Source organism: Stenotrophomonas sp. ASS1 (assembly GCF_004346925.1).
Taxonomy (GTDB): Bacteria; Pseudomonadota; Gammaproteobacteria; order Xanthomonadales; family Xanthomonadaceae; genus Stenotrophomonas; species Stenotrophomonas maltophilia_A.
Genome location: NZ_CP031167.1, coordinates 4,536,913 through 4,556,263, shown reverse-complemented (window position 1 = coordinate 4,556,263; position 19,351 = coordinate 4,536,913). Strand labels below are relative to the sequence as shown.

The window sequence follows — 19,351 nt, the reverse complement described above, 5'->3', positions numbered from 1 at the left end:
CATGAGGTTGCCGGCCAGCGGCCGGCACTACCATCGCTCAGCCGCGCGGCTCGTCCGGCCGGCGGAACGGGATCACCACGTAGTCCTGGCCCTCGCGCGGCTGCCACAGCACCGGGACGCGCTGCGGTGACGGCGGCTCCAGCTCGTCGTCGGCCAGCGGTTCGACGTCTTCTTCTTCGTCTTCCCAGCTGTAGCGCGGGCGCGGCGGCAGCGGGTCGGCGTTGCGGAACAGCAGCGCAGCGATGATGCCGGCGAAGGCGCCGCCCATGTGCGACTGCCAGGACACACCATCGGCGTGCGGCAGGATGGTCATCAGCATGCCGCCGTAGAACAGCATGCCGATCAGGCCGGTGGCGATGGCCGCGCGATCGCGGCGCAGCAGGCCCAGGCTGGCCAGCAGGAACATCAGGCCGTGGGTCACGCCGCTGGCGCCCAGGTGCACGCTGCCCGGATTGCCCAGCATCCACGCACCGATGCCCGAGCCCAGCCACAGCAGGGGCAGGGCGCGCACGGTGGCTTTCGGGTAGACGCTGCCGGCCAGCGTGCCGAGGATCAGGATCGCGATGCTGTTGGCGGCGATGTGCTCGACCGAGGCATGCAGCATCGGGCCGCCGATCAGGCCAAGCAGGCCCTTGGCTTCCAGCGGCGCGACCGCCCACGGTCGCCAATCGAACGTGCCCTGCAGGGCGAACACGGCCACCAGCACCAGCACGGCGGCCAGGCTGACATTGAACGCCCGCAGGATGCGCGAGCGGTCATTGCGGGGGGCCGGCACGTCGCCAGCGGGCAGGGGCGCGTTGTTGTCCATACCTCAGCAATGGCGGTGACTGGCGCGAAACCAAGGCCACCGCAACGGGAGAGTGGGTGCGGCCGGCGGGACAATCCCGCCGGCCGGCCATGATCAGGCGTGGCCGGAGCCTTCCTTCGGCGGATACTTCAGGCTCAGTACCACGGTGGCGGCGATGATCACCGCGACCACGCCCAGCGACACCGGGGTCGGGATCTTGAACAGGTCGATGATCATCATCTTGATGCCGATGAAGCCCAGCACCAGCGCCAGGCCATACGGCAGCAGGTGGAAGCGGTCGGCCATGCCGGCCAGCAGGAAGAACATCGCGCGCAGGCCCAGCACCGCGAACACGTTGGAGGTGAGCACGATGAACGGGTCGGTGGTGATCGCGAAGATCGCCGGGATGCTGTCCACGGCGAAGATCACGTCGGTGACCGCGATCAGGATCAGCACCGCGAACAGCGGGGTGAACCAGCGCACGCCGTCGCGCTTCACGCTCAGTGCGTTGCCGGCATAGTCCGGCAGCAGGCGCAGGTGCTTGCGCATCCAGCGCAGGGCGGGATTGGTTTCCAGGTCCGGCTCCTGGCCGGCGGCGAACCACATCTTCCAGCCGGTGAACAGCAGGAAGGCGCCGAACACGTAGAGCAGCCAATGGAACTGGCTGATCAGCACGCTGCCGGCGAAGATCATGATCGTACGCAGCACGATCGCACCCAGGATGCCGATGATCAGCACCTTCTGGCGCTGCTCCTCCGGCACCGCGAAGTAGCTCATGATCATCAGGAACACAAAGATGTTGTCGACCGCCAGCGCCTTCTCGACCAGGTAGCCGGTCAGGAACTCGAGGCCGACCTTGTTGGCCACCACCTGGCCGGCGGTCTCATTCAGGTAGTACCAGAGGCCCGCATTGAACAGCAGGGCCAGCGCGACCCAGCCGATGGACCACCACAGGGCCTCCTTGAAGGTGACCTTGTGCGGTCCACCATGGCGCATCAACACGAGGTCGACCAGCAGGGCGATGACCACCACCGCTGCGAAGCCGCCCCACAACCACACGTTACCGATCGTCTGCATTGGGAATGTCCGTTGGAAAGATGAATGCCAGGCCGGACGGCGAGGATCTGCAACGGAGGATCGGGAGGGGGATCCGGGGACAGAGCTTCGCCAGTACGGCGAAGGTCTCGCTCGCAGTTCCAGTCGGCTGGAACTGCCGTTGCACCGGAGCCTGCGGGCTCGAAATGACGGCGACAACGTCTGGGAGCTACTCCCCTTCTGGCGCCGATTCTGCGGCCTGGCCGGGCTGCCGTCAAATGCCGGGCGGCCGGGGCCCCCGCTCTGGTAGGTGCCAACCTTGGTTGCCATGCCTGCCTGCCCGCCGCGGTAGGTGCCAACCTTGGTTGGCACGCCGGCCGGCCCGCCCTGGTAGGTGCCAACCTTGGTTGGCACGCCTTGCCCGGGCCGTTCAGCAACGCCCGTCGAGCCAGCTTGTATGTTCCTCCCGGCTCCTACGCGGTATGTAGGAGCCAGGGTGGAGGGACCGTCAAGCATGCATCTGCGGATACTAGCCGACAGACGAGTCGAGCGATCCCCATCCCGCACACGAACGTCGATAAAGGATCGTACGGCCCCCAAAGGGGATCGTCGATGTAGGCAAGCTAACGTCGGTGCGGTACCACCCCAGCCCCTTAAAGATAGCTGGGAGCCGTACAAATGTCTGATTCTCTCGATATTGGCGTGGACGTGGACTCCAAGGAGTTCGTACCGGCAGTGGCCGACCGCAAGGCCGGCGACAGGATCGCCAACACCCGGGCCGGCATAGCCCAGTGGCTCAACACCTTGCCCCAGCGATGCCGGATTGGCATGGAGGCGACGGGGCGGTACTACGAGTTGTTGGCTCGGATGGCTGGCCAGGCAGGCCACGTTGTCTATGTGATCAATCCACGTCTGATCAAGCACTACGGCCGGGCGACGGGCTCGCGTGGCAAGACGGACGCCATGGACGCCGAAGCGATCGCCCGGTACGTGAAGAAGGAGAACGATCGCCTGCGTGAATACGTACCGCGTACCGACGAGCAGCAACAGATGCACGATTTGCTGCGCAAGCGGCAGACGCTGGTAAAGACACGCGCGCGCCTGGAGCAATCCTTCGGGGTAAGCAAAAGTGCCCCCGGGGAGCTGTCAGATCTGTTCTGCGCTCTGGCTGGGACGCTGTCCGAGCTGGAAAGCGAACTGCAGCGCTTGGCTCGCGATGGAGAGCATGGCACGCTCTACAAGCGCCTGTTGACCATCCCTGGTATCGGCCCCGCTGTCGCCGCTCACCTGATCTACTACATGACGCGCTGGCCGTTGGCCAACGCCAACGCGTGGATCGCCTGCACGGGCCTGGATCCCCGGCCCAACGAGTCTGGCGGCAGAACGGGACGGCGTCGGCTGTCCAAACAGCGCGCGCCAGTGCTGCGCCAGATGCTCTACATGGCCGCCATGGGGCTCAAGCGGTGTCGTCGGGGGCAACCGCTCTACGACGAGCTGTCAAAACGTGGTCACCCCAGCACCGCCGTCTTCAACATCCTGGCCAGAAAGCTGGCCAGGATCGCCTGGGGTGTCTTCAAAAGCGGCCGGGACTTCGATCCGGCCATGCTGAAGGTGGGTCAAGCCTGCTTCCAGCAGGCTTGACCACGAACATAGGATCTCGACTCTACGAAAGCGCCCCCCGGCTACAATAGGTGGATGAATACCCCCCTTCCGATTGTCCGCCTCAAGAATGCGTGGCGTTCCAGCCACCCGTGGATCTTCCAGAAACTGGTCGAGAAACCGACCGTCCGGCCCAAGCCCGGTTCCATCGTCGACGTGGTCGGCATCGATGGCGAGTTCATTGGCCGCGGGTTCTACAACGGGCACTCGCGCATCGCCGTGCGCATCCTCGAAACCGACCAGAACGTGCCGGTCGATGCTGGCTGGTTCTCGCGCAAGATCGCCCAGGCGGTGTCGCTGCGCCGTGAGGTGCTGAAGCTCGACGCGGTGTCCGACGCCTGGCGCGTGGTGCACAGCGAGGGCGATGGCCTGTCCGGCCTGGTGGTGGACCGCTACGGCGACCTGGTGGTGGTCGAGTTCTTCGCCGCCGGCATGTTCCGCCACCGCGAATGGATCTACGACGCCCTGCGCGAGCAGTTCCCGGGCTGCCGTTTCCACAGCTTCGCCGACGAACACGTGCAGAAGCAGGAGAGCTTCGACTTCCACGGCAACACCACCACCGAAGCGTCGGTGATCACCGAGTACGGCATCAAGTTCCGCGCCGACCCGGCCGGCGCGCACAAGACCGGTTTCTTCGCCGACCAGCGCGAGAACCGCGAGTGGCTGAGCCAGCAGGTGGAAGGCAAGAGCGTGCTGGACCTGTGCTGCAACACCGGCGGTTTCGCCGTGTACGCGGCGGCGCGTGGTGCCACTGAAGTGGTCGGCATCGACATCGATGAAGACGTCATCCAGATCGCCAAGGGCAATTCGCGCCTGAACAACGTGCGCCCGAAGTTCGTCCAGTCCGACATCTTCCCGTGGCTGCGCGACGCCGCCAACCGCGGTGAGCAGTACGATGTGGTGATCCTGGACCCGGCGAAGATGACCCGCGACCGCGACCAGGTCATCACCGCGCTGAAGAAGTACCTGGACATGAACAAGCTGGCGCTGGGCGTGGTCAAGCCCGGTGGTCTGTTCGCCACGTTCTCCTGCACCGGCCTGGTGGCCGAGGACCAGTTCCTCGACATGCTGCGTCGTGCGGCCTACTTCTCCGGCCGTACGATCCAGATCCTGAAGGTGGCCGGCGCCGGCCCGGACCATCCGTTCATGGCCCACGTGCAGGAATCGCGTTACCTCAAGGCCGTGTTCTGCCGCGTGGTGGACTGATTTCCAGATGTAGAGTCGAGCGATGCTCGACTCGCGGTGCCTGATCAGTCGAGCGCAGCTCGACTCTACAAATCCGCGGTCCGCAGCGCTATGGTCGGGCTCTTCCCATTGCCGGTGAGAGCCCATGCCATCGTTGCGCCACCTGTCCGTCGTGCTTGCCCTGGCGCTGTGCGCGCCGCTGTCGGCTCATGCCATCGAGTTCAGCGCACAGGAGCTGGCGCGCGCCAAGGCCCTGCAGCAGCGCCTGGTCACCCTCGACAGCCACCTGGATACGCCGGCCAATTTCGGCCGGACCGGCTTCGACATCGAGCAGCGTCACGACCGCAACGCGCTTTCGCAGGTCGACTACCCGCGCATGGTCGAAGGTGCGCTGGACGGCGGCTTCTGGGCGATCTACACCGATCAGGGCGATCGCAGCCCCGCCGCGCACCTCGCCGAGCGTGACCATGGCCTGCAGCGGCTGCTGGAGATCCGCGAAATGCTGGCGGCCAACCCCGAGCGCTTCGCGCTGGCATTGACCGCCGATGACGCGGCGCGGATCAAGGCCGCCGGCAAGCGCGTGGTCTACATCAGCATGGAAAACGCCAGCCCGCTGGTGGAAGACCCGAGCCTGCTGTCGTTCTACCACCGCGCCGGCCTGCGCCTGCTCAGCACCGTGCACTTCGCCAACAACGAGTTCGCCGATTCGGCCACTGACCCCAAGGGTGCGGAGTGGAAAGGCCTGAGCCCGGCCGGCAAGGATCTGGTGCGGCAGGCGGTGAAGCTGGGCATCGTGATCGACCAGTCGCATGCGTCCGACGCGGTGTTCGACGACCTGCTGGCGATGATGCCGGTGCCGTTCGTGCTCTCGCACAGCTCGGCCAAGGCGGTCTACGACCATCCGCGCAATCTGGATGACGCGCGCCTGCGCAAGCTGGCCAAGGCCGGCGGTGTGATCCAGGTGAACGCCTATGGTGGCTACCTGATCGACACCGCAAAGACGCCCGAGCGCAAGCAGGCCGAGGAAGCGCTGAGCAAGCAGCTGGGTGGCTGGGAAGGCATGGGCATCGAACAGGGCGTTACCCTGCTGAAGGCCGAGCAGGCGCTGGACCACGAGCACCCGGTGCGCCATGCCAGCCTCGACGACTTCTTCGCCCACTTCGAGCACATCCTCAAGGTGGTCGGCCCCGAGCACGTGGGCATCGGCCTGGACTGGGATGGCGGCGGTGGCCTGAGCGACCTGCCCGATGTCAGCCAGCTGCCGAAGATCACCGCGTGGCTGCTGCGCAAGGGCTATACCGAGAAGCAGATTGCCGGCATCTGGGGCGGCAACCTGCTGCGCGTGATGCGCCAGGCGCAGGACTACGCTGCAAAGCAGGGCGGTTGACCGCCCGGCGGTAGTGCCGGCCGCTGGCCGGCACTGGCCGTATCAACAGGATGCGAGGTGCCGGCCAGCGGCCGGCACTACCGGTGATCCGGTTATTTCGCGATCAGCGCGTGGCGGCGGCTGTACAGGAAGTACAGCACCAGGCCGGCCAGGTTCCACAGCAGGAAGTACAGCTGGGTGCTGTGCGGCAGGCTGAGGAACAGGTAGATGCAGCCCAGCGCGGCCAGCGGACCGACCACGAAGGCCAGCGGGGTACGGAAGGTACGTTCGCGGTTCGGCTCGCGCAGGCGCAGCACCACCAGGCAGATGCCCACGGCGGTGAACGCGGCCAGGGTGCCGGCATTGGCCAGGGCGGCGATCTCATCCAGGCGGGCCACGCCGGCCAGCGCCGACACCACTACCGCGGTGAACAGCGTGGTCGCCACCGGCGTGCCGGTGCGTGCGTTGACCTTGGACAGGCCACGCGGCAGCAGGCCATCGCGGCTCATCACGAAGAAGATGCGGCTCTGGCCGTACAGGAAGGCCAGCAGCACCGTCGGCAGCGCGATGATCGCGATCACGCCGATCACCATCGCCGCGGTCGGATGGCCCAGCTGGCGCATGATCAGGGCCAGCGGCTCGGCGCTGTGGCCGAACACCGCGTAGCTCATCGCACCGACCGCGGCCAGCGCCACCAGCACGTAGACGATGGTGCAGCCGATCATCGAACCGATGATGCCGATCGACAGGTCGCGGCCGGGGTTCTTGGTTTCCTCGGCGGCGGTGGAGATCGCATCGAAGCCGTAGAAGGCGAAGAAGATGATCGCTGCCGCCGCCATTACGCCGTGTTCGACGCCATCAGGGCCCATCGACTTGGCAAAGCCATACGGCATGAACGGCTGCAGGTTGGCGCTGTCGAAGGCGGGCAGGGCCACGGCCACGAAGATGGCCAGCGCGATCAGCTTGAACACCACCAGGATGGCATTGAGGGTGGCGCTTTCCTTGGTGCCGGCCATCAGCATGCCGGCCACCAGCCAGGTGATGACGATCGCCGGGAGGTTGATCATGCCGCCTTCCACGTGCGGGCCGGCTGCGAGCCACGCTGGCAGGTGCACGTTCCAGCCGAACTGGGTGTGGACCCATTCGAGGAAGCCGACGAAGTAGCCGGACCAGCCCACCGCCACGGTACTCACCACCAGTGAGTACTCCAGGATCAGGCTCCAGCCCACCACCCAGGCGAACACCTCGCCCAGCGCGCTGTAGCTGTAGGTGTAGGCACTGCCGGCGGCCGGCATCATCGTCGACAGCTCGGCGTAGGACAGTGCCGCGCAGGCGCAGACCGCACCGGCGATGGCGAAGGAGATCAGCACGGCCGGGCCGGCCAGGTTGGCACCGACGCCGATCAGCGTGTAGATGCCGGTACCGACGATGGCGCCGATACCCAGCGCGATCAGGTGCGGCCAGCTGAGCGTCGGGATCAGGCGCCTGCCGGCTTCATGGACGGTGACGGAATCTAGGGACTTGCGCCGGAACAGGGACATGCAGGCCTCGGAAGGGGTGACTAAGAACGACAAGTTCCCGAGTGTGACCGAACGCAGCGCAGCATTACCACTGACGGGGGTCATGCGAGGGTCAGATGCGTCACCGGCGCGGCTGTACTCCGAGCATTCTGCCGGAATCGGCACAAATGCCGGCAGGATTCGAAATGATTCGATCCCTCAAGGCGAGCCGGGAGGCGCTTGAAGCGTGAGAGCAGGGGCCAGATCGATGCTGACCCGCTGCGGATCGACCACTGGCGCCGCACCTTGGGTTCTCAACTGGGCCACCAGTACTTCGAAGCCCTGCGCGCGGCCGAACGCGTGCTCGTCCAGGGTCAACGGCAGCAGCTGCAGGAAGTCGAATCGTCCCGATGGCAGTTGCTGGGGTCCCGGGAAATGCAACGACGGAACGAAGACGGCCGCCTGCAGCATGCTCCCTGCGTGATCCACCGGCCCCCCCAGCTTCAGCCGGTCCCATGGCGCCAACGGATTGCCGGGCATGCGTGAGTGGCACAGCAGCAGGTGGTACGCGGTGAACCAGCGCAAGGTGGTCAGTGCCCAGGTCGCTTCTTCCTGCGTCTCAAGCATCAGTTCGATGCCCAACCCCGAATCGCCATCTTCGTGCCGCCCTTCCCAGGGGTTGGACAGGCCGGAGCTGACATAGATCCAGTGCGTTCGATCACCGTGCGGAGGGCAGGCATTGACGCCGACATGCAGCCAGCGCGGGTCGATCTGGTCCTGCTTGAAGACGTTGCGCAGCAGATCCATGTCGATCGGATAGATCCCCGGCCCGGTATCGCCGAACAACCGCCGGTACAGCGTCTCCTCCCGATATTCCCAGCTGCGCTCCAGCAGGGTGTCGTCGTCCATGATGCTCACTCGGCCACCTTGCCGGGCCAGCGGCAGCCGTCTTCCTGCCAGGCCTCGACGTCATCGTGGAAGGTGGTGCGACGTCCGTCGCGGCTACGCTCGTAGCTCAGGTCCAGCACCAGCGCGCCCTGCGTGCTCAGCAGGTAGCGGCCGTTGAGGCGCCCGTTGATGCGCTCTTCCCAGACGCTGTCGAACTGGTAGGGGCGGTCTTCGGCCAGCACCGTGGTCTCCATTGAAACCCGGCGCAGCAGCAGGCGTTCGCGCTGCCCGGCATAGCGAACGTCGGCCTGGCCGTCATCCAGCCAACGCCATTCCAGATGGATGCCGTCATTGCGGCCGCCGCTCAGGCAGCGATGATCCTGTGCGGTGGCCGCCGGGGCGGTCGTGTTGGCCAGAAGCAGCAGGGCGCCCATCGCCGTCGGCCAGGGTTTCATCCGTTCAACCCCAACCGGATGCCGAACCCGACAAGGAACAGGCCGGCCACCCGACGCAGCGCATCGCTGATGCGCGGATGCTGGATCAGGCGGCGACGGGCCAGGTTGCCCACGCCGATCAGCATCGAGCAGTAGGCGATGCTGACCACCAGGATGATGCCGGCCAGGGCCGCGAAGGTAGCGATGCCCTGGTGTGCCTTCGGATCGATGAACAGCGGCAGGAAGGCCATGTAGAACAGGATCGCCTTCGGGTTGAGCAGGCTGACCAGGATCGCCTGCTGGAAGTAGCGGCCCGGCTGCATGCGGATCGGACCAGCATCACCGCCCTCGTGCTTCGGCGTGCGCAGCAGGCTGATGCCTACCCATACCAGGTAGGCCGCACCCAGGTACTGCACAGCGTGGAAGACCAAGGGGTTGGCCTTCAGCAGTGCGGCCACACCGGCCAGCGCCAGCCACATCAGGATCTGATCGCCGACCAGCAGTCCGGCCAGTGCGGTGTAGCCGCCGCGCACGCCGCCCCGGCCGGTGGCGGTCAGCAGGGTGAAGGTGCCGGGGCCAGGCAGGGCGAGAAACACCAGCACGGCGACCAGAAACGTCCACAGGTCCTGGATGCCCATCCACGGCATGGCGGTGTTCTCTCTTACGGGGGGCCGCCATTGTCGGCCAGCACCGGGGTGGGCGACAGGGGGCGGAGAAGTCCATCGGGCATGCCAGACAGCAGCGGTTGCAGGTGCTGGCGCAGCTGCGCGTGCAGTTGCCGTACCGCGGGCGAGAACTGCTTGCGGTGCGGGCATACCAGCTGCAACGGAATGCTGCTGCCAACACCGTCGAGCAGCAGCTGCAGGCGCCCTGCCAGCACGTCCTCGCGCAGGTCCAGCCAGGACTTGTAAGTGATGCCTTCGCCGGCCACGGCCCAGCGTCGCACTACATCGGCGTCGTCGCAGACCAGCGGACCGCGCACCGGAATCACGCTGCGACGCCCGTCGACCTCGAATGACCAGCGATCGTAGGCGCGGCCGTTGAGTTGATAGACCAGGCAGTCGTGCTCGCGCAGATCCTCCAGGCGGGTGGGCGTGCCACGCCGCTGCAGGTAGCCGGGCGAGGCGGCCAGCACGCGTCGATTGCCTTCCAGCAGCGGCAGGGCGACGTAGTTGGCGTCGTCGAAGTGGCCGATGCGGATGGCCACGTCGACCGGGTCGCGGAATACATCGGCCACCTCGTCGGACAGGCGCAGGTGCAGGCGCAGCCGCGGGTGCGCGGCGCGGAAGGCGCTCAGCCAGGGCAGCAGCAGGTTGCGGCCGAGGTCCGAGGGCGCCGACAGCTGCAGGGTGCCGTGCAGCTCGGTGTCCTCGCCCTGCACGCGCGCCTGGCCCTCGCGCAGGGTGGCCAGTACCTCCTGCGCATACGGCAGGTACAGCGCACCCTCGCCGGTGAGGCGCAGGCTGCGGGTGGTGCGCACGAACAGGCGCAGGTCCAGCTCGCGTTCCAGCCGCGCCACCGCCGCGGCGACCTGCCCGGGCAGCAGGTCGGCCTCGCGCGCCGCCTGCGAGAAGCTGCCCAGTGCGGCAGTGCGGACGAACAGCTGCAGATCGTCGAAGCGGATCATCTTCATTGCCAGAGTGAAAGTGCTGCCCGATTCTGCGCCTTTCTGCGGGAGCGCGTGCGGCGCAACCTGTCGCCTCCTTCCCCACTGGACCGCTGCCATGCGCGCCATTGCCTACACCCAAGCCGGCCTGCCGATCGATGATGCCCAGGCCCTGATCGACATCGAACTGGAGCTGCCGCAGCCCGGCCCGCGTGACCTGCGCGTGGCGGTGCGCGCGGTGGCGGTGAACCCGGTCGACACCAAGGTCCGTCGCGGCGTGGCCACCGATGGCCCGCGCGTGCTGGGCTGGGATGCGGTCGGCATCGTCGACGCGGTGGGCAGCGAGGTGACCCTGTTCCAGCCCGGCGATGCGGTCTACTACGCCGGCGTCATCGATCGCCCGGGCAGCAACGCCGAGTACCAGCTGGTGGACGAACGCAGCGTCGGCCGCAAGCCGGCCAGTCTCGGCGATGCGGCCGCCGCCGCGCTGCCGCTGACCGCGATCACGGCCTGGGAGCTGCTGTTCGACCGCCTGCGCATTCCCGAGGGCGGCGGTGAAGGCCAGACCCTGCTGGTGATCGGTGCTGCTGGCGGTGTCGGTTCGATCCTGGTGCAGCTGGCGCGGAAGCTGACGAAACTGACGGTGATCGGCACCGCCTCGCGTCCGGATACCCAGGACTGGGCGTACGCAATGGGCGCACACCATGTGATCGACCACAGCCTGCCGCTGGCCGAGGGCCTGGCGCGGCTCGGCATCAGCGAGGTGCAGCACGTGGCCAGCCTGACCCACTCCGACCAGCACTACGCGCAGATCGTGGAACTGCTGGCGCCGCAGGGCCAGCTGGGGCTGATCGATGATCCCGGCCAGGTCGACGTGATGGCGCTCAAGCGCAAGGCGTTGTCACTGCACTGGGAGTCGATGTTCACCCGGCCGCTCTACAGGACCGCCGACATGCAGCGCCAGCATGACCTGTTGAACCGGGTGGCCGAGCTGATCGACACAGGCGTGCTGCAGACCACCCTGGGCGAGCATTTCGGGCGCATCGACGCGGCCAACCTGCGGCGTGCCCACGCGCTGCTGGAGAGCCACCGCGCCAAGGGCAAGATCGTGCTGGAAGGCTGGTAACGCAGGTTGTTCCCGCGCCCTTGGGGTCAGATCCCTTTCCCGCTGGGAAAGGGATCTGACCTCTGCCTCAGGCCACGCCGTTGTCGACGTGTTCGGCGAAACCGGGCTGCTGGCGCAGGCGCTCGAACCACGCCGCGAGGTGTGGCAGCACGGGCTTGTGGCCGGGTGTGCTGCACCAGCGTTGGGTCGACAGCCCGAGCACGATGTCGGCCAGAGTGAAGGTGTTGCCCGCCACGTAGCCGTCGGTAGTGGCCAGCTGTGCATCAAGGACGCCCATCAGCCGGTTCCACTGCGCCAGGCTGGCCTCGGCACGGGCGTCATCCGGATAGTCCGGATGCTGGCGCACGCGCGCCATGAACACATGGCGCCATGCGCTGTTGAGGTCGCTGGCCTGCCAGTCCATCCACTGCTCCACCCGGGCCCGGTCCTTTGCTGCATGTGGCAGCAGATCCTCGCGACCGGCGCGTGCGGCCAGGTAGCGGCAGATGCTGTTGGATTCCCACAGCACGAAGTCGCCATCACGCAGCACCGGCACCTGCCGGTTGGGGTTCAGCGTGGCCAGCAGGTCCGGCGAGGGGGCCGGTTCGTGGTGCAGGGGCAGATCCAGCCCCGCGCACAGCCACAGCACTTTACGCACATTGATGGAGGTGGGCTTTCCGTAGAGGACGACCATGGTCCTGACGCAGCAGTTGAGACTCGGCCAGCCTACACTTGCCCCATGCAAACCGAATATCTGCTCATTGGCGGCCTTCTATTGGCCGTGCTCATCCTGCAGCTGGTCGCCCTGCTGCGCCGCCCGCCGCATGACCGCCTGGAACAGGCGGTGCGCGAGGAGGCGCGGGCCGGGCGCAGCGAGCTGCGCGAACAGCTCGATGGCTTCGCCCGCGCGCTGACCGATCTGTCCACCCGCACCGACCAGCGCCTCGACCTGCTGCGCGAAGCGCTGGGCGAAGATGCCCGCAAGGCGCGCGCCGAAGCGGCCGAGAGCCAGCAGCGCGGCGCGGCGTTGATGGGACAGCGGCTGCAGGAGCTGCGCGGCCAGCTGGAGACCTTCGGCCAGCAGCAGGAAGCCCGCATCCATGCGTTTGGCCAGCAGCTGCAGGAGCTCACCGGGCGTACCGATACCCAGCTCGGCGCGCTGCGGCAGACCCTGGTGGACGATGCACGCAAGGGCCGCGAGGAGGGCGCGCAGTCGCAGCAGCGCCTGACTGAAAGCCTTGGCCTGCGCCTGCAGGAACTGACCCAGCGCAACGAGCAGCGCATCGCCGAGATGCGCACGACGCTGGAAGAGCAGCTGCGCGCGCTGCAGAGCGACAATGCGCAGAAGCTGGAACAGATGCGCGTGACGGTGGATGAGAAGTTGCAGTCCACCCTGGAAACACGCCTTGGCCAGTCCTTCAAACTGGTCTCGGAGCGCCTGGAGCAGGTGCAGCGCGGCCTCGGCGAGATGCAGCAGCTGGCCACCGGCGTGGGTGACCTCAAGCGCGTGCTGACCAACGTCAAGACGCGCGGCAGCTGGGGTGAAGTACAGCTGGAGAACATCCTCGAGCAGACCCTGATCCAGGAGCAGTACGCGCGCGGGGTGAAGGTACGCCCGGATAGTGGCGAAATGGTCGACATCGCCGTGCGCCTGCCGGGTCGCAGCAGCGATGACACGCCGGTGTGGCTGCCGATCGACTCCAAGTTCCCACGCGAAGACTACGAGCGCCTGCTGGACGCACAGGAGCAGGGTGATGCCGAACTGGTACGCGTGCAGGGTGCGCAGCTGGAGCGTGCGGTGAAGGTGCAGGCCAAGTCGATCTGCGAGAAGTACATCGTGCCGCCGCACACCACCGACTTCGCGGTGATGTTCCTGCCTACCGAAGGCCTGTATGCCGAGGTGATCCGGCGCCCCGGCCTGGTCGATCTGCTGCAGCGCGACCACCGCGTGGTGGTCGCCGGGCCGACCACGATCACCGCACTGCTCAACAGCCTGCAGATGGGCTTCCGCACGCTGGCCATCGAGAAGCGGTCCAGCGAGGTGTGGAGCCTGCTGGGTGCGGTGAAGACCGAGTTCGGCAAGTTCGGTGATGTACTGGACAACGTGAAGGCCAAGCTGGACCAGGCCAGCAAGCAGATCGACCAGACCGGGGTGCGCACCCGCGCGATCGCCCGCAAGCTGAGGGATGTCGAGTCGCTGCCGGTTGAGCAGAGCCGCCAGTTGCTGCCGGACGCGCTGCCAGCAGAGGAAGGCAGTGACGGCGACGAGGCCTGAGCCACGCTGACACGCCGCCTGCATCGCCGATGCGTATGCTGGCGGCCTGTCCGCCTCGATCAGGTATCGTCATGCGCCTGCGCCGCTTCACCAGCCTTGTCCTGACCGCGCTGCTTGCCGCCTGCAGCAGCGCACCACCGGCTGCCGATACGACCGCGGCACCTGCCGCAGCCACCAGCCCTGAAGCGGCCGAGGCGTATCGCGAAGCGCGCGACGTTGACTGCCAGGCCGCCGGCGGCAGCCTGCAACGGCTGGGCCGGCTGCAACGCGAGCAGTGCGTGATTCCCTATGCCGATGCCGGCAAGGCCTGCAGCCGCAAAAGCGACTGCACGGGCCAGTGCCTGGCCGGTCCCGAGGTGGCCGCTGGCAGCGCCGCTACCGGTACCTGCCAGCGCGATGTGCTCCAGAACTTCGGCTGCCGCCAGCGCATTGATGACGGCAAGGCGCAGGGCACGATCTGCGTGGACTGATCGTAGTGCCGGCCACTGGCCGGCAACCGCATGAACCCTTGCGAACGGTCGCACGATTGCCGGCCAGCGGCCGGCACTACCGCCATCGCGCGGCGCTATGCTGGTGGGCCATTCCCCGCTGTTGCCGGAGCCCCCGCGTGAGCACCCCGATCCAGGACATTTCCCTCACCACCATCGACGGCCAGCCGTCCTCGCTTGCCGACTACCAGGGCAAGGTACTGCTGCTGGTCAACGTCGCCTCCAAGTGCGGCCTGACCCCGCAGTACGAAGGCCTGCAGGCGCTGTATGCGGAAAAGCACGCGCAGGGTCTGGAAGTACTGGGCTTCCCCGCCAACAACTTCCTCGGCCAGGAGCCGGGCAGCGAGGCGGAGATCCAGCAGTTCTGCCAGCTCACCTACGACGTCAGCTTCCCGATGTTCTCCAAGATCAGCGTGGCCGGTGACGATACCCATCCGCTGTACCAGCAGCTGACCGCCGCCCAGCCGCAGTCGATCGGCGAAGGCCCGCTGCGTGAGCGCCTGGCCAGCAAGGAGATCCCGATCCACGCAGCACCGGCGGTGCTGTGGAACTTCGAGAAGTTCCTGGTTGGCCGCGACGGCAAGGTCATCGCGCGTTTCGCCCCGGACGTGGCTGCCGATGACGCGCGCCTGCGCGAGGCCATCGAGGCAGCGCTGGCAGCCTGAGGAAAGCGTGCCAACCAAGGTTGGCACCTACCGGAAAAGAAAAACCCCGCCGAGGCGGGGTTTTTTCATGCGCTGCAGACCGGACTCAGTGCGTCCACTGCGGCATCGGCATCGCATCGACCGGGATCGGCGAATTGGCATCGTCATGGCCACGGTCGCGCTTGCTGCGCAGATCGTTCTCGATCTGGTAGTTGCGGCGCTGCATCCACGCATCGCGTACCAGCGAGTACTCGTCCACGGCGGTGTCACGCAGGTCGTCGATCGCCAGCAGCTGCGCGCGGGTATCGACCAGCTGCATGCCCTGCAGGCCGATGCGGATCTTGTCCTCTTCGATGCGGCGGATCGGCGACAGCGGAATGTCACCGGCCAGGCCGAACACATCGCGCACCGTGCGAGGGCCGAAGAACGGCAGTTCCACGTAACGCGAACGACGCCAGCCCCAGGCACCCAGGGTCTGCCCGAAGTCCTCATTGCGACGCGGCACCATCGCCTTGCTGGCCGGATCGAACAGGCCGCCGATACCCAGCGTGCTGTTCATCAGGAAGCGGCCCAGGCTGTCCCACGCATCGGCACCACGGCCCTGCAGCAGCTGGTTGGTGATGGTCACCGGTGCGCGCAGGTTGCTGAAGAAGTTGCTGACGCCGGTGCGGGCGAAGCGCGGCACCACGTGGGTGTAGGCCGTGGCCAGCGGGCGGGCGATGCCACGGTCAACCGCGTTGTTGAACGTGTGCACCTTGCGGTTGAACGGTTCCCACGGATCGTAGGCTGCGGCGCTGCCAGTGTTGCCGGCACCGCCGTAGAGGGCATCGAAGTCGTCGTCACCACCGGGGGCGGTCGCCGCCGCGGCCCTGGCCGCATCGGTGTCGGCGCTGCGGGCCGGTGCGGATGGCGGCGTGGCCGGCGCAGGTGCGGCAACCACGGCTGTTGCCGGTGCGGCATCGACCGTAGCGGTATCGGTGGTGGCGGCAGAGGCCTCGGCGATGGTGCTGGCCGGGACCACGGTGCTGGCTGCGGGTGCATCGCTGCGTGCGGGCTTGCCGGCGCAGGCGGTCAGGGCGGTGGCCAGGACGATCAGGGGGAAAGTGCGTACGACGTTCATGTCAGCTCGCAGCAGAAGTAGCGTTGAAATCCAGGTCGGGCGACAGCCGGTAGGCTGCGCTCAGCTCGTTGTAGCCGGCCGGCGCGCCGGAGACTGCCAGCGGGTGACCGCTCTTGCGCGCACGTGCGGCCAGCTCGGCCAGCAGCGCCAGGCCGGCGCTGTCCACGCGTTCGACCTCACCCAGCTCCAGCCGTGACAGCTTTGCCGGCAGGGCCTGCAGCTGCGGCCACAGCGCGATCACCGCGGCACGGTCGAGCACCCCGCGCAGGCGCAGGGTGTCGCCTTCCAGCAGCGCCAGTGCGTTACTTGCCATTGCCCGCGGGCCCGGCCTGCATGCTGCCGCTGTGCAGTTCGTTGGCCACCTGCTTGATGCCCTTCTGGCGCAGCGGGGTGTCGAACTGGTTGCGGAAGGTCTGCACGTAGGAAATGCCTTCGATGTTGACGTCGAAGATCTTCCACTGGCCGTTCACGTTGCGCATCCAGTACTCGACCGGGGTCGGTTCGTTGCCGGCGCGCACCAGTTCGGTGCTCACGCGCACGCCACGATTGCCCGGCAGCGGGCTTTCACCCTTCAGGCGGAAGCTCGGCTTGCCCTGGATGTTGAGCAGGGTGGAGCCGTAGCGCTGCATCAGGCTGTCGGCCATGGCATCGGCGAACAGCTTGATGTCGGCGTCGGAGGCGCCGCGGGCGTGCGGGCCCAGCACCAGGCGCGCGGCGTAGTCGCGGTCGAAGGTGCGGGTCAGCTCGCTGTCGATGTAGCTGCGCAGGCTGGCCGGGTTGCTGGTGAACTCGCTCTTGCGCTGCTGCAGCGTGGACAGGATGCGGCTGCTGGCATCGATCACCACCTTGCCGGCCTGGCTCTGCGTTGCGGCAGCGGCCGGCGCAGCGGCCTGGGCCTGGGCCTGGGCCAGGAACGGGGTGGCCGCCAGCAGCGCCGAGGCGAGCAGGGTCGGGATCAGTTTCATCTTCATGGTTGCGGTTCCGTTGCAGGCGCCTGCGCGCCATCGTTGGGCTTCTGAGCAGCGCCGCCACCGGCACCGCCACTGAACATGTACTTGCCGACCAGCTGGATCAGGTCCACCGCCGGCTGGGTGAAGACGATCTCGTCACCGGCCTTCAGCACGTCCGGATCACCGCCCGGCTGCAGACCGATATAGCTCTCGCCGAGCAAACCGCTGGTGAAGATGCCGGCCGAGGTGTCCGCCGGCAGGTCCTTGACCTTGCTGTCCATGCGCAGGGTGACGATCGATTCGAACTTCACCGGGTCCAGGTCGATCGAAGCGACCTGGCCGACAGTGACGCCGCCGATCTTCACCGGCGCCTGCTTGCGCAGCTGGCCGACCTGGGAGAAGCGTGCCTTCAGGTCGTAGCCTTCGCTGCCCCAGCTCCAGCGCTGGTTGGTCGAGGCCACGGCCAGCACCATCAGCGAGGCCAGGGCCAGCAGCAGGAAGGCGCCGACGGAAAATTCGAGTCTGGGACCGCGGATGGCCATGTGGATTACCTGATCGAGTCGTTGTGGCCGCGCGCGCCTGCGCACCGCCGGTGGAGGGGTTAGGTGAACAACATTGCCGACAGCACGAAGTTGAACATCAGCACCAGCAGTGAGGCGTTGACCACCGCACGGGTGGTCGCCACCGAAGTGCCTTCAATGGTCGGCTCGGCGTGGAAACCCACATAGGCGGCAACCAGCGCGGCAGTGCCGCCGAAGATCGCCGACTTCAGCATTGCCACGCCGAAGTCGTCCCAGAAGTCCACGCTGTTGCGCAGCGCCGACCAGAACACGCCGTTGTCCAGGCCCAGCACGTGCACCGCTTCGAAGTAGCTGGCACTGATTGCAAGCGAACAGAAGATGCCAGTCAGCAGCGGCACGGTCAGCACCGCCGCCCAGAAGCGCGGCGCCACCGCCTTGGCCACCGGGTCGATCGCCATCAGCTCCAGCGCCTTGATCTGGTCGGTGGCACGCATCAGGCCCAGTTCGGCGGCGATCGAGCTGCCAGCGCGGCCAATGAACAGCAGCGCGGTCAGCACCGGTGCCAGTTCGCGGTACAGCGACAGGCCGAGCAGGGTCGACAGTGCGTCGGCCGCACCGAAGGTGGTCAGCGTGCGGTAGCCCTGCAGGGTCAGCACCAGGCCGACGAAGGCACCGCCGACGGCGATGATCGGCAGCGAGCGCGCACCGATCTTGTAGATCTCGCGGGTCAACTCGGCCAGGAAATCACGGGTCGGCAGCGAACCGCGCAGCACGGTCAGCGAGAACAGGCCGGCACGACCCAGCGAGCGGGTGGCTTGAACGAACGGCATCAGGCGACCCTCGCGCGCGGCGCGGCATCGAACGGGATGGGGCCATCGGGCTGGCCGTGCAGGAACTGCCGCAGCAGCGGGTCCTGGCTGGACTGCAGTGCCTCGGGCGTGCCCTGGAACACGATGCCGCCATTGGCGATCGCGATCACCTGGTCGCAGATCGGCAGGGTCTCGTGCACGTGGTGGCTGACGATGATGCTGGTCAGGCCCAGGCTGTGGTTGAGGCGCTGGATCAGGCTCATGATCACCCCCGAGGCGATCGGGTCCAGCCCGGTCAGCGGCTCGTCGTAGATCATCAGTGGTGGGTCCAGTGCCAGCGCGCGGGCCAGCGCCACGCGGCGCGCCATGCCGCCGGACAGCTCACGCGGCCAGGCATCGGCGGCGGCCAGCAGGCCCACCGCATGCAGCTTCATCTGCACCAGCCGCCGCAGCACGGCGGTCGGCAGGCGGGTGTGCGTACGCAGCGGCAGCGCCACGTTCTCGGCCACGGTCAGGTCGGTCAGCAGGCCGTTGCCCTGCAGCAGCACGCCCACGCTCTTACGCATTTCCAGCAGCGCGCCGCTGTCATGCGGAATCGGCTTGCCGAACAGGGTGACCTCGCCGGCGACCGGGCGCAGTTCGCCGGTCAGCGCCGCCAGCAGGGTCGACTTGCCGCTGCCGGACGGACCCAGAACGGCGGTGATGCTGCCCTTGGGCACCTGCAGCGACACGTCGCGCAGGATCGTGCGTCCGCTCCGGTCGATGCGGACGTTGGATAACTGCACCAGACTGGAGGTGGAAGCCGACATGGGCACCATTAACGTTTTTTAGACATCGAAGGATCGGGCCCGTCGGCTGAACATAAGCAGACTGGACGGTGCAGTATTGTTGCACGACAAGCCTCGGCGGAGGCCGGGACAATCGGCTGGCGTCCCGGAACAATCCGTACCGCTCGCGGCCCAACCATTGAATACTGCCTG

General features: G+C 67.1%; 21 protein-coding genes. 7 read left to right on the top strand and 14 right to left on the bottom strand.

From position 1 onward, the window contains the following. Nucleotides 1-37: 37 nt before the first annotated feature. Nucleotides 38-808, bottom strand: a complete 771-nt coding sequence (locus tag MG068_RS20970) for a rhomboid family intramembrane serine protease (protein ID WP_071228672.1) — start codon at nucleotides 806-808, stop codon at nucleotides 38-40. Nucleotides 809-901: 93 nt separating this feature from the next. Then, nucleotides 902-1,864, bottom strand: a complete 963-nt coding sequence (locus MG068_RS20965) for a TerC family protein (protein ID WP_005411722.1) — start codon at nucleotides 1,862-1,864, stop codon at nucleotides 902-904. 636 nt (nucleotides 1,865-2,500) lie between these two features. On the opposite strand from MG068_RS20965, the gene MG068_RS20960 reads away from it, so the two are divergent. The 3 genes from MG068_RS20960 (at nucleotide 2,501) to MG068_RS20950 (ending at nucleotide 6,053) form a co-directional block, all read left to right on the top strand. Further along, nucleotides 2,501-3,463 carry an IS110 family transposase gene (locus MG068_RS20960; RefSeq protein WP_132811085.1) on the top strand — a complete coding sequence of 321 codons (963 nt, stop codon included), beginning with the start codon at nucleotides 2,501-2,503 and terminating at the stop codon, nucleotides 3,461-3,463. Nucleotides 3,464-3,517: 54 nt separating this feature from the next. After that, nucleotides 3,518-4,687: a class I SAM-dependent rRNA methyltransferase gene (locus MG068_RS20955; protein WP_126929264.1), complete on the top strand. Its 1,170-nt coding sequence runs from the start codon at nucleotides 3,518-3,520 to the stop codon at nucleotides 4,685-4,687. 124 nt (nucleotides 4,688-4,811) lie between these two features. Next, complete coding sequence (locus MG068_RS20950; RefSeq protein WP_132811084.1) at nucleotides 4,812-6,053, top strand: dipeptidase; 1,242 nt, start codon at nucleotides 4,812-4,814, stop codon at nucleotides 6,051-6,053. Between the two features lie 92 nt (nucleotides 6,054-6,145). On the opposite strand, the gene MG068_RS20945 is transcribed toward MG068_RS20950, so the two are convergent. The 5 genes from MG068_RS20945 to MG068_RS20925 form a co-directional block, all read right to left on the bottom strand. Then, nucleotides 6,146-7,573 carry an amino acid permease gene (locus MG068_RS20945; RefSeq protein WP_032128498.1) on the bottom strand — a complete coding sequence of 476 codons (1,428 nt, stop codon included), beginning with the start codon at nucleotides 7,571-7,573 and terminating at the stop codon, nucleotides 6,146-6,148. A 177-nt stretch (nucleotides 7,574-7,750) separates the two neighbouring features. Further along, nucleotides 7,751-8,440 carry a suppressor of fused domain protein gene (locus MG068_RS20940; RefSeq protein ID WP_219634980.1) on the bottom strand — a complete coding sequence of 230 codons (690 nt, stop codon included), beginning with the start codon at nucleotides 8,438-8,440 and terminating at the stop codon, nucleotides 7,751-7,753. A 5-nt stretch (nucleotides 8,441-8,445) separates the two neighbouring features. After that, the gene (locus tag MG068_RS20935) at nucleotides 8,446-8,874 is read right to left on the bottom strand and encodes a hypothetical protein (RefSeq protein ID WP_049420929.1); all 429 of its coding nucleotides are present in this window, start codon (nucleotides 8,872-8,874) and stop codon (nucleotides 8,446-8,448) included. Next, on the bottom strand, nucleotides 8,871-9,500 hold the full coding sequence (gene leuE / locus MG068_RS20930) for a leucine efflux protein LeuE (RefSeq protein ID WP_005411716.1): 630 nt from the start codon (nucleotides 9,498-9,500) through the stop codon (nucleotides 8,871-8,873). Before leuE ends, MG068_RS20935 begins: the two co-directional genes overlap by 4 nt. 14 nt (nucleotides 9,501-9,514) lie before the next feature. Next, nucleotides 9,515-10,486 carry a LysR family transcriptional regulator gene (locus MG068_RS20925; RefSeq protein WP_132811082.1) on the bottom strand — a complete coding sequence of 324 codons (972 nt, stop codon included), beginning with the start codon at nucleotides 10,484-10,486 and terminating at the stop codon, nucleotides 9,515-9,517. A 91-nt stretch (nucleotides 10,487-10,577) separates the two neighbouring features. Here MG068_RS20925 and MG068_RS20920 point away from each other — a divergent pair, with 91 nt between their 5' ends. After that, nucleotides 10,578-11,585, top strand: coding sequence for a zinc-binding alcohol dehydrogenase family protein (locus MG068_RS20920; protein ID WP_132811081.1), 1,008 nt, complete (start codon nucleotides 10,578-10,580; stop codon nucleotides 11,583-11,585). 67 nt (nucleotides 11,586-11,652) lie between these two features. Here the strand turns inward: MG068_RS20920 and MG068_RS20915 are convergent, their stop codons facing one another. Continuing rightward, nucleotides 11,653-12,258, bottom strand: coding sequence for a glutathione S-transferase family protein (locus MG068_RS20915; protein WP_132811080.1), 606 nt, complete (start codon nucleotides 12,256-12,258; stop codon nucleotides 11,653-11,655). Nucleotides 12,259-12,303: 45 nt separating this feature from the next. On the opposite strand from MG068_RS20915, the gene MG068_RS20910 reads away from it, so the two are divergent. The 3 genes from MG068_RS20910 to MG068_RS20900 all read left to right on the top strand — a co-directional run bounded on the left by MG068_RS20910 (nucleotide 12,304) and on the right by MG068_RS20900 (nucleotide 14,992). Next, the gene (locus tag MG068_RS20910; protein ID WP_049400349.1) at nucleotides 12,304-13,839 is read left to right on the top strand and encodes a DNA recombination protein RmuC; all 1,536 of its coding nucleotides are present in this window, start codon (nucleotides 12,304-12,306) and stop codon (nucleotides 13,837-13,839) included. Between the two features lie 71 nt (nucleotides 13,840-13,910). Beyond that, nucleotides 13,911-14,309, top strand: a complete 399-nt coding sequence (locus MG068_RS20905; protein ID WP_132811079.1) for a hypothetical protein — start codon at nucleotides 13,911-13,913, stop codon at nucleotides 14,307-14,309. Between the two features lie 137 nt (nucleotides 14,310-14,446). Beyond that, nucleotides 14,447-14,992, top strand: a complete 546-nt coding sequence (locus MG068_RS20900) for a glutathione peroxidase (RefSeq protein WP_010487473.1) — start codon at nucleotides 14,447-14,449, stop codon at nucleotides 14,990-14,992. An 85-nt stretch (nucleotides 14,993-15,077) separates the two neighbouring features. Here the strand turns inward: MG068_RS20900 and MG068_RS20895 are convergent, their stop codons facing one another. Genes MG068_RS20895 through MG068_RS20870 form a run of 6 tightly spaced genes read right to left on the bottom strand, consistent with a single transcriptional unit; the run spans nucleotide 15,078 to nucleotide 19,180 of the window. Next, complete coding sequence (locus tag MG068_RS20895; RefSeq protein WP_132811078.1) at nucleotides 15,078-16,091, bottom strand: MlaA family lipoprotein; 1,014 nt, start codon at nucleotides 16,089-16,091, stop codon at nucleotides 15,078-15,080. A gap of 1 nt (nucleotide 16,092) precedes the next feature. Continuing rightward, nucleotides 16,093-16,404 (bottom strand): STAS domain-containing protein, encoded by a 312-nt coding sequence (locus tag MG068_RS20890; protein WP_032128488.1) that lies wholly within the window; start codon nucleotides 16,402-16,404, stop codon nucleotides 16,093-16,095. Continuing rightward, on the bottom strand, nucleotides 16,394-17,062 hold the full coding sequence (locus MG068_RS20885; protein WP_132811077.1) for an MlaC/ttg2D family ABC transporter substrate-binding protein: 669 nt from the start codon (nucleotides 17,060-17,062) through the stop codon (nucleotides 16,394-16,396). Before MG068_RS20885 ends, MG068_RS20890 begins: the two co-directional genes overlap by 11 nt. Then, nucleotides 17,059-17,583, bottom strand: a complete 525-nt coding sequence (mlaD, locus tag MG068_RS20880; protein WP_010487482.1) for an outer membrane lipid asymmetry maintenance protein MlaD — start codon at nucleotides 17,581-17,583, stop codon at nucleotides 17,059-17,061. Before mlaD ends, MG068_RS20885 begins: the two co-directional genes overlap by 4 nt. 59 nt (nucleotides 17,584-17,642) lie before the next feature. Continuing rightward, nucleotides 17,643-18,392, bottom strand: a complete 750-nt coding sequence (locus MG068_RS20875) for an MlaE family lipid ABC transporter permease subunit (RefSeq protein ID WP_005414955.1) — start codon at nucleotides 18,390-18,392, stop codon at nucleotides 17,643-17,645. Continuing rightward, nucleotides 18,392-19,180 carry an ABC transporter ATP-binding protein gene (locus MG068_RS20870; protein WP_010487485.1) on the bottom strand — a complete coding sequence of 263 codons (789 nt, stop codon included), beginning with the start codon at nucleotides 19,178-19,180 and terminating at the stop codon, nucleotides 18,392-18,394. The genes MG068_RS20875 and MG068_RS20870 overlap by 1 nt, the downstream gene beginning before the upstream one ends. Nucleotides 19,181-19,351: the final 171 nt, after the last annotated feature.

Excerpts from the sequence above, each read along its gene's own strand:
- MG068_RS20970 (WP_071228672.1), bottom strand. The coding sequence starts at position 808 with ATGGACAACAACGCGCCCCTGCCCGCTGGCGACGTGCCGGCCCCCCGC.
- MG068_RS20965 (WP_005411722.1), bottom strand. The coding sequence starts at position 1,864 with ATGCAGACGATCGGTAACGTGTGGTTGTGGGGCGGCTTCGCAGCGGTG.
- MG068_RS20960 (WP_132811085.1), top strand. The coding sequence starts at position 2,501 with ATGTCTGATTCTCTCGATATTGGCGTGGACGTGGACTCCAAGGAGTTC.
- MG068_RS20955 (WP_126929264.1), top strand. The coding sequence starts at position 3,518 with ATGAATACCCCCCTTCCGATTGTCCGCCTCAAGAATGCGTGGCGTTCC.
- MG068_RS20950 (WP_132811084.1), top strand. The coding sequence starts at position 4,812 with ATGCCATCGTTGCGCCACCTGTCCGTCGTGCTTGCCCTGGCGCTGTGC.
- MG068_RS20945 (WP_032128498.1), bottom strand. The coding sequence starts at position 7,573 with ATGTCCCTGTTCCGGCGCAAGTCCCTAGATTCCGTCACCGTCCATGAA.
- MG068_RS20940 (WP_219634980.1), bottom strand. The coding sequence starts at position 8,440 with ATGGACGACGACACCCTGCTGGAGCGCAGCTGGGAATATCGGGAGGAG.
- MG068_RS20935 (WP_049420929.1), bottom strand. The coding sequence starts at position 8,874 with ATGAAACCCTGGCCGACGGCGATGGGCGCCCTGCTGCTTCTGGCCAAC.
- leuE (WP_005411716.1), bottom strand. The coding sequence starts at position 9,500 with ATGCCGTGGATGGGCATCCAGGACCTGTGGACGTTTCTGGTCGCCGTG.
- MG068_RS20925 (WP_132811082.1), bottom strand. The coding sequence starts at position 10,486 with ATGAAGATGATCCGCTTCGACGATCTGCAGCTGTTCGTCCGCACTGCC.
- MG068_RS20920 (WP_132811081.1), top strand. The coding sequence starts at position 10,578 with ATGCGCGCCATTGCCTACACCCAAGCCGGCCTGCCGATCGATGATGCC.
- MG068_RS20915 (WP_132811080.1), bottom strand. The coding sequence starts at position 12,258 with ATGGTCGTCCTCTACGGAAAGCCCACCTCCATCAATGTGCGTAAAGTG.
- MG068_RS20910 (WP_049400349.1), top strand. The coding sequence starts at position 12,304 with ATGCAAACCGAATATCTGCTCATTGGCGGCCTTCTATTGGCCGTGCTC.
- MG068_RS20905 (WP_132811079.1), top strand. The coding sequence starts at position 13,911 with ATGCGCCTGCGCCGCTTCACCAGCCTTGTCCTGACCGCGCTGCTTGCC.
- MG068_RS20895 (WP_132811078.1), bottom strand. The coding sequence starts at position 16,091 with ATGAACGTCGTACGCACTTTCCCCCTGATCGTCCTGGCCACCGCCCTG.
- MG068_RS20890 (WP_032128488.1), bottom strand. The coding sequence starts at position 16,404 with ATGGCAAGTAACGCACTGGCGCTGCTGGAAGGCGACACCCTGCGCCTG.
- MG068_RS20885 (WP_132811077.1), bottom strand. The coding sequence starts at position 17,062 with ATGAAGATGAAACTGATCCCGACCCTGCTCGCCTCGGCGCTGCTGGCG.
- mlaD (WP_010487482.1), bottom strand. The coding sequence starts at position 17,583 with ATGGCCATCCGCGGTCCCAGACTCGAATTTTCCGTCGGCGCCTTCCTG.
- MG068_RS20875 (WP_005414955.1), bottom strand. The coding sequence starts at position 18,392 with ATGCCGTTCGTTCAAGCCACCCGCTCGCTGGGTCGTGCCGGCCTGTTC.
- MG068_RS20870 (WP_010487485.1), bottom strand. The coding sequence starts at position 19,180 with ATGTCGGCTTCCACCTCCAGTCTGGTGCAGTTATCCAACGTCCGCATC.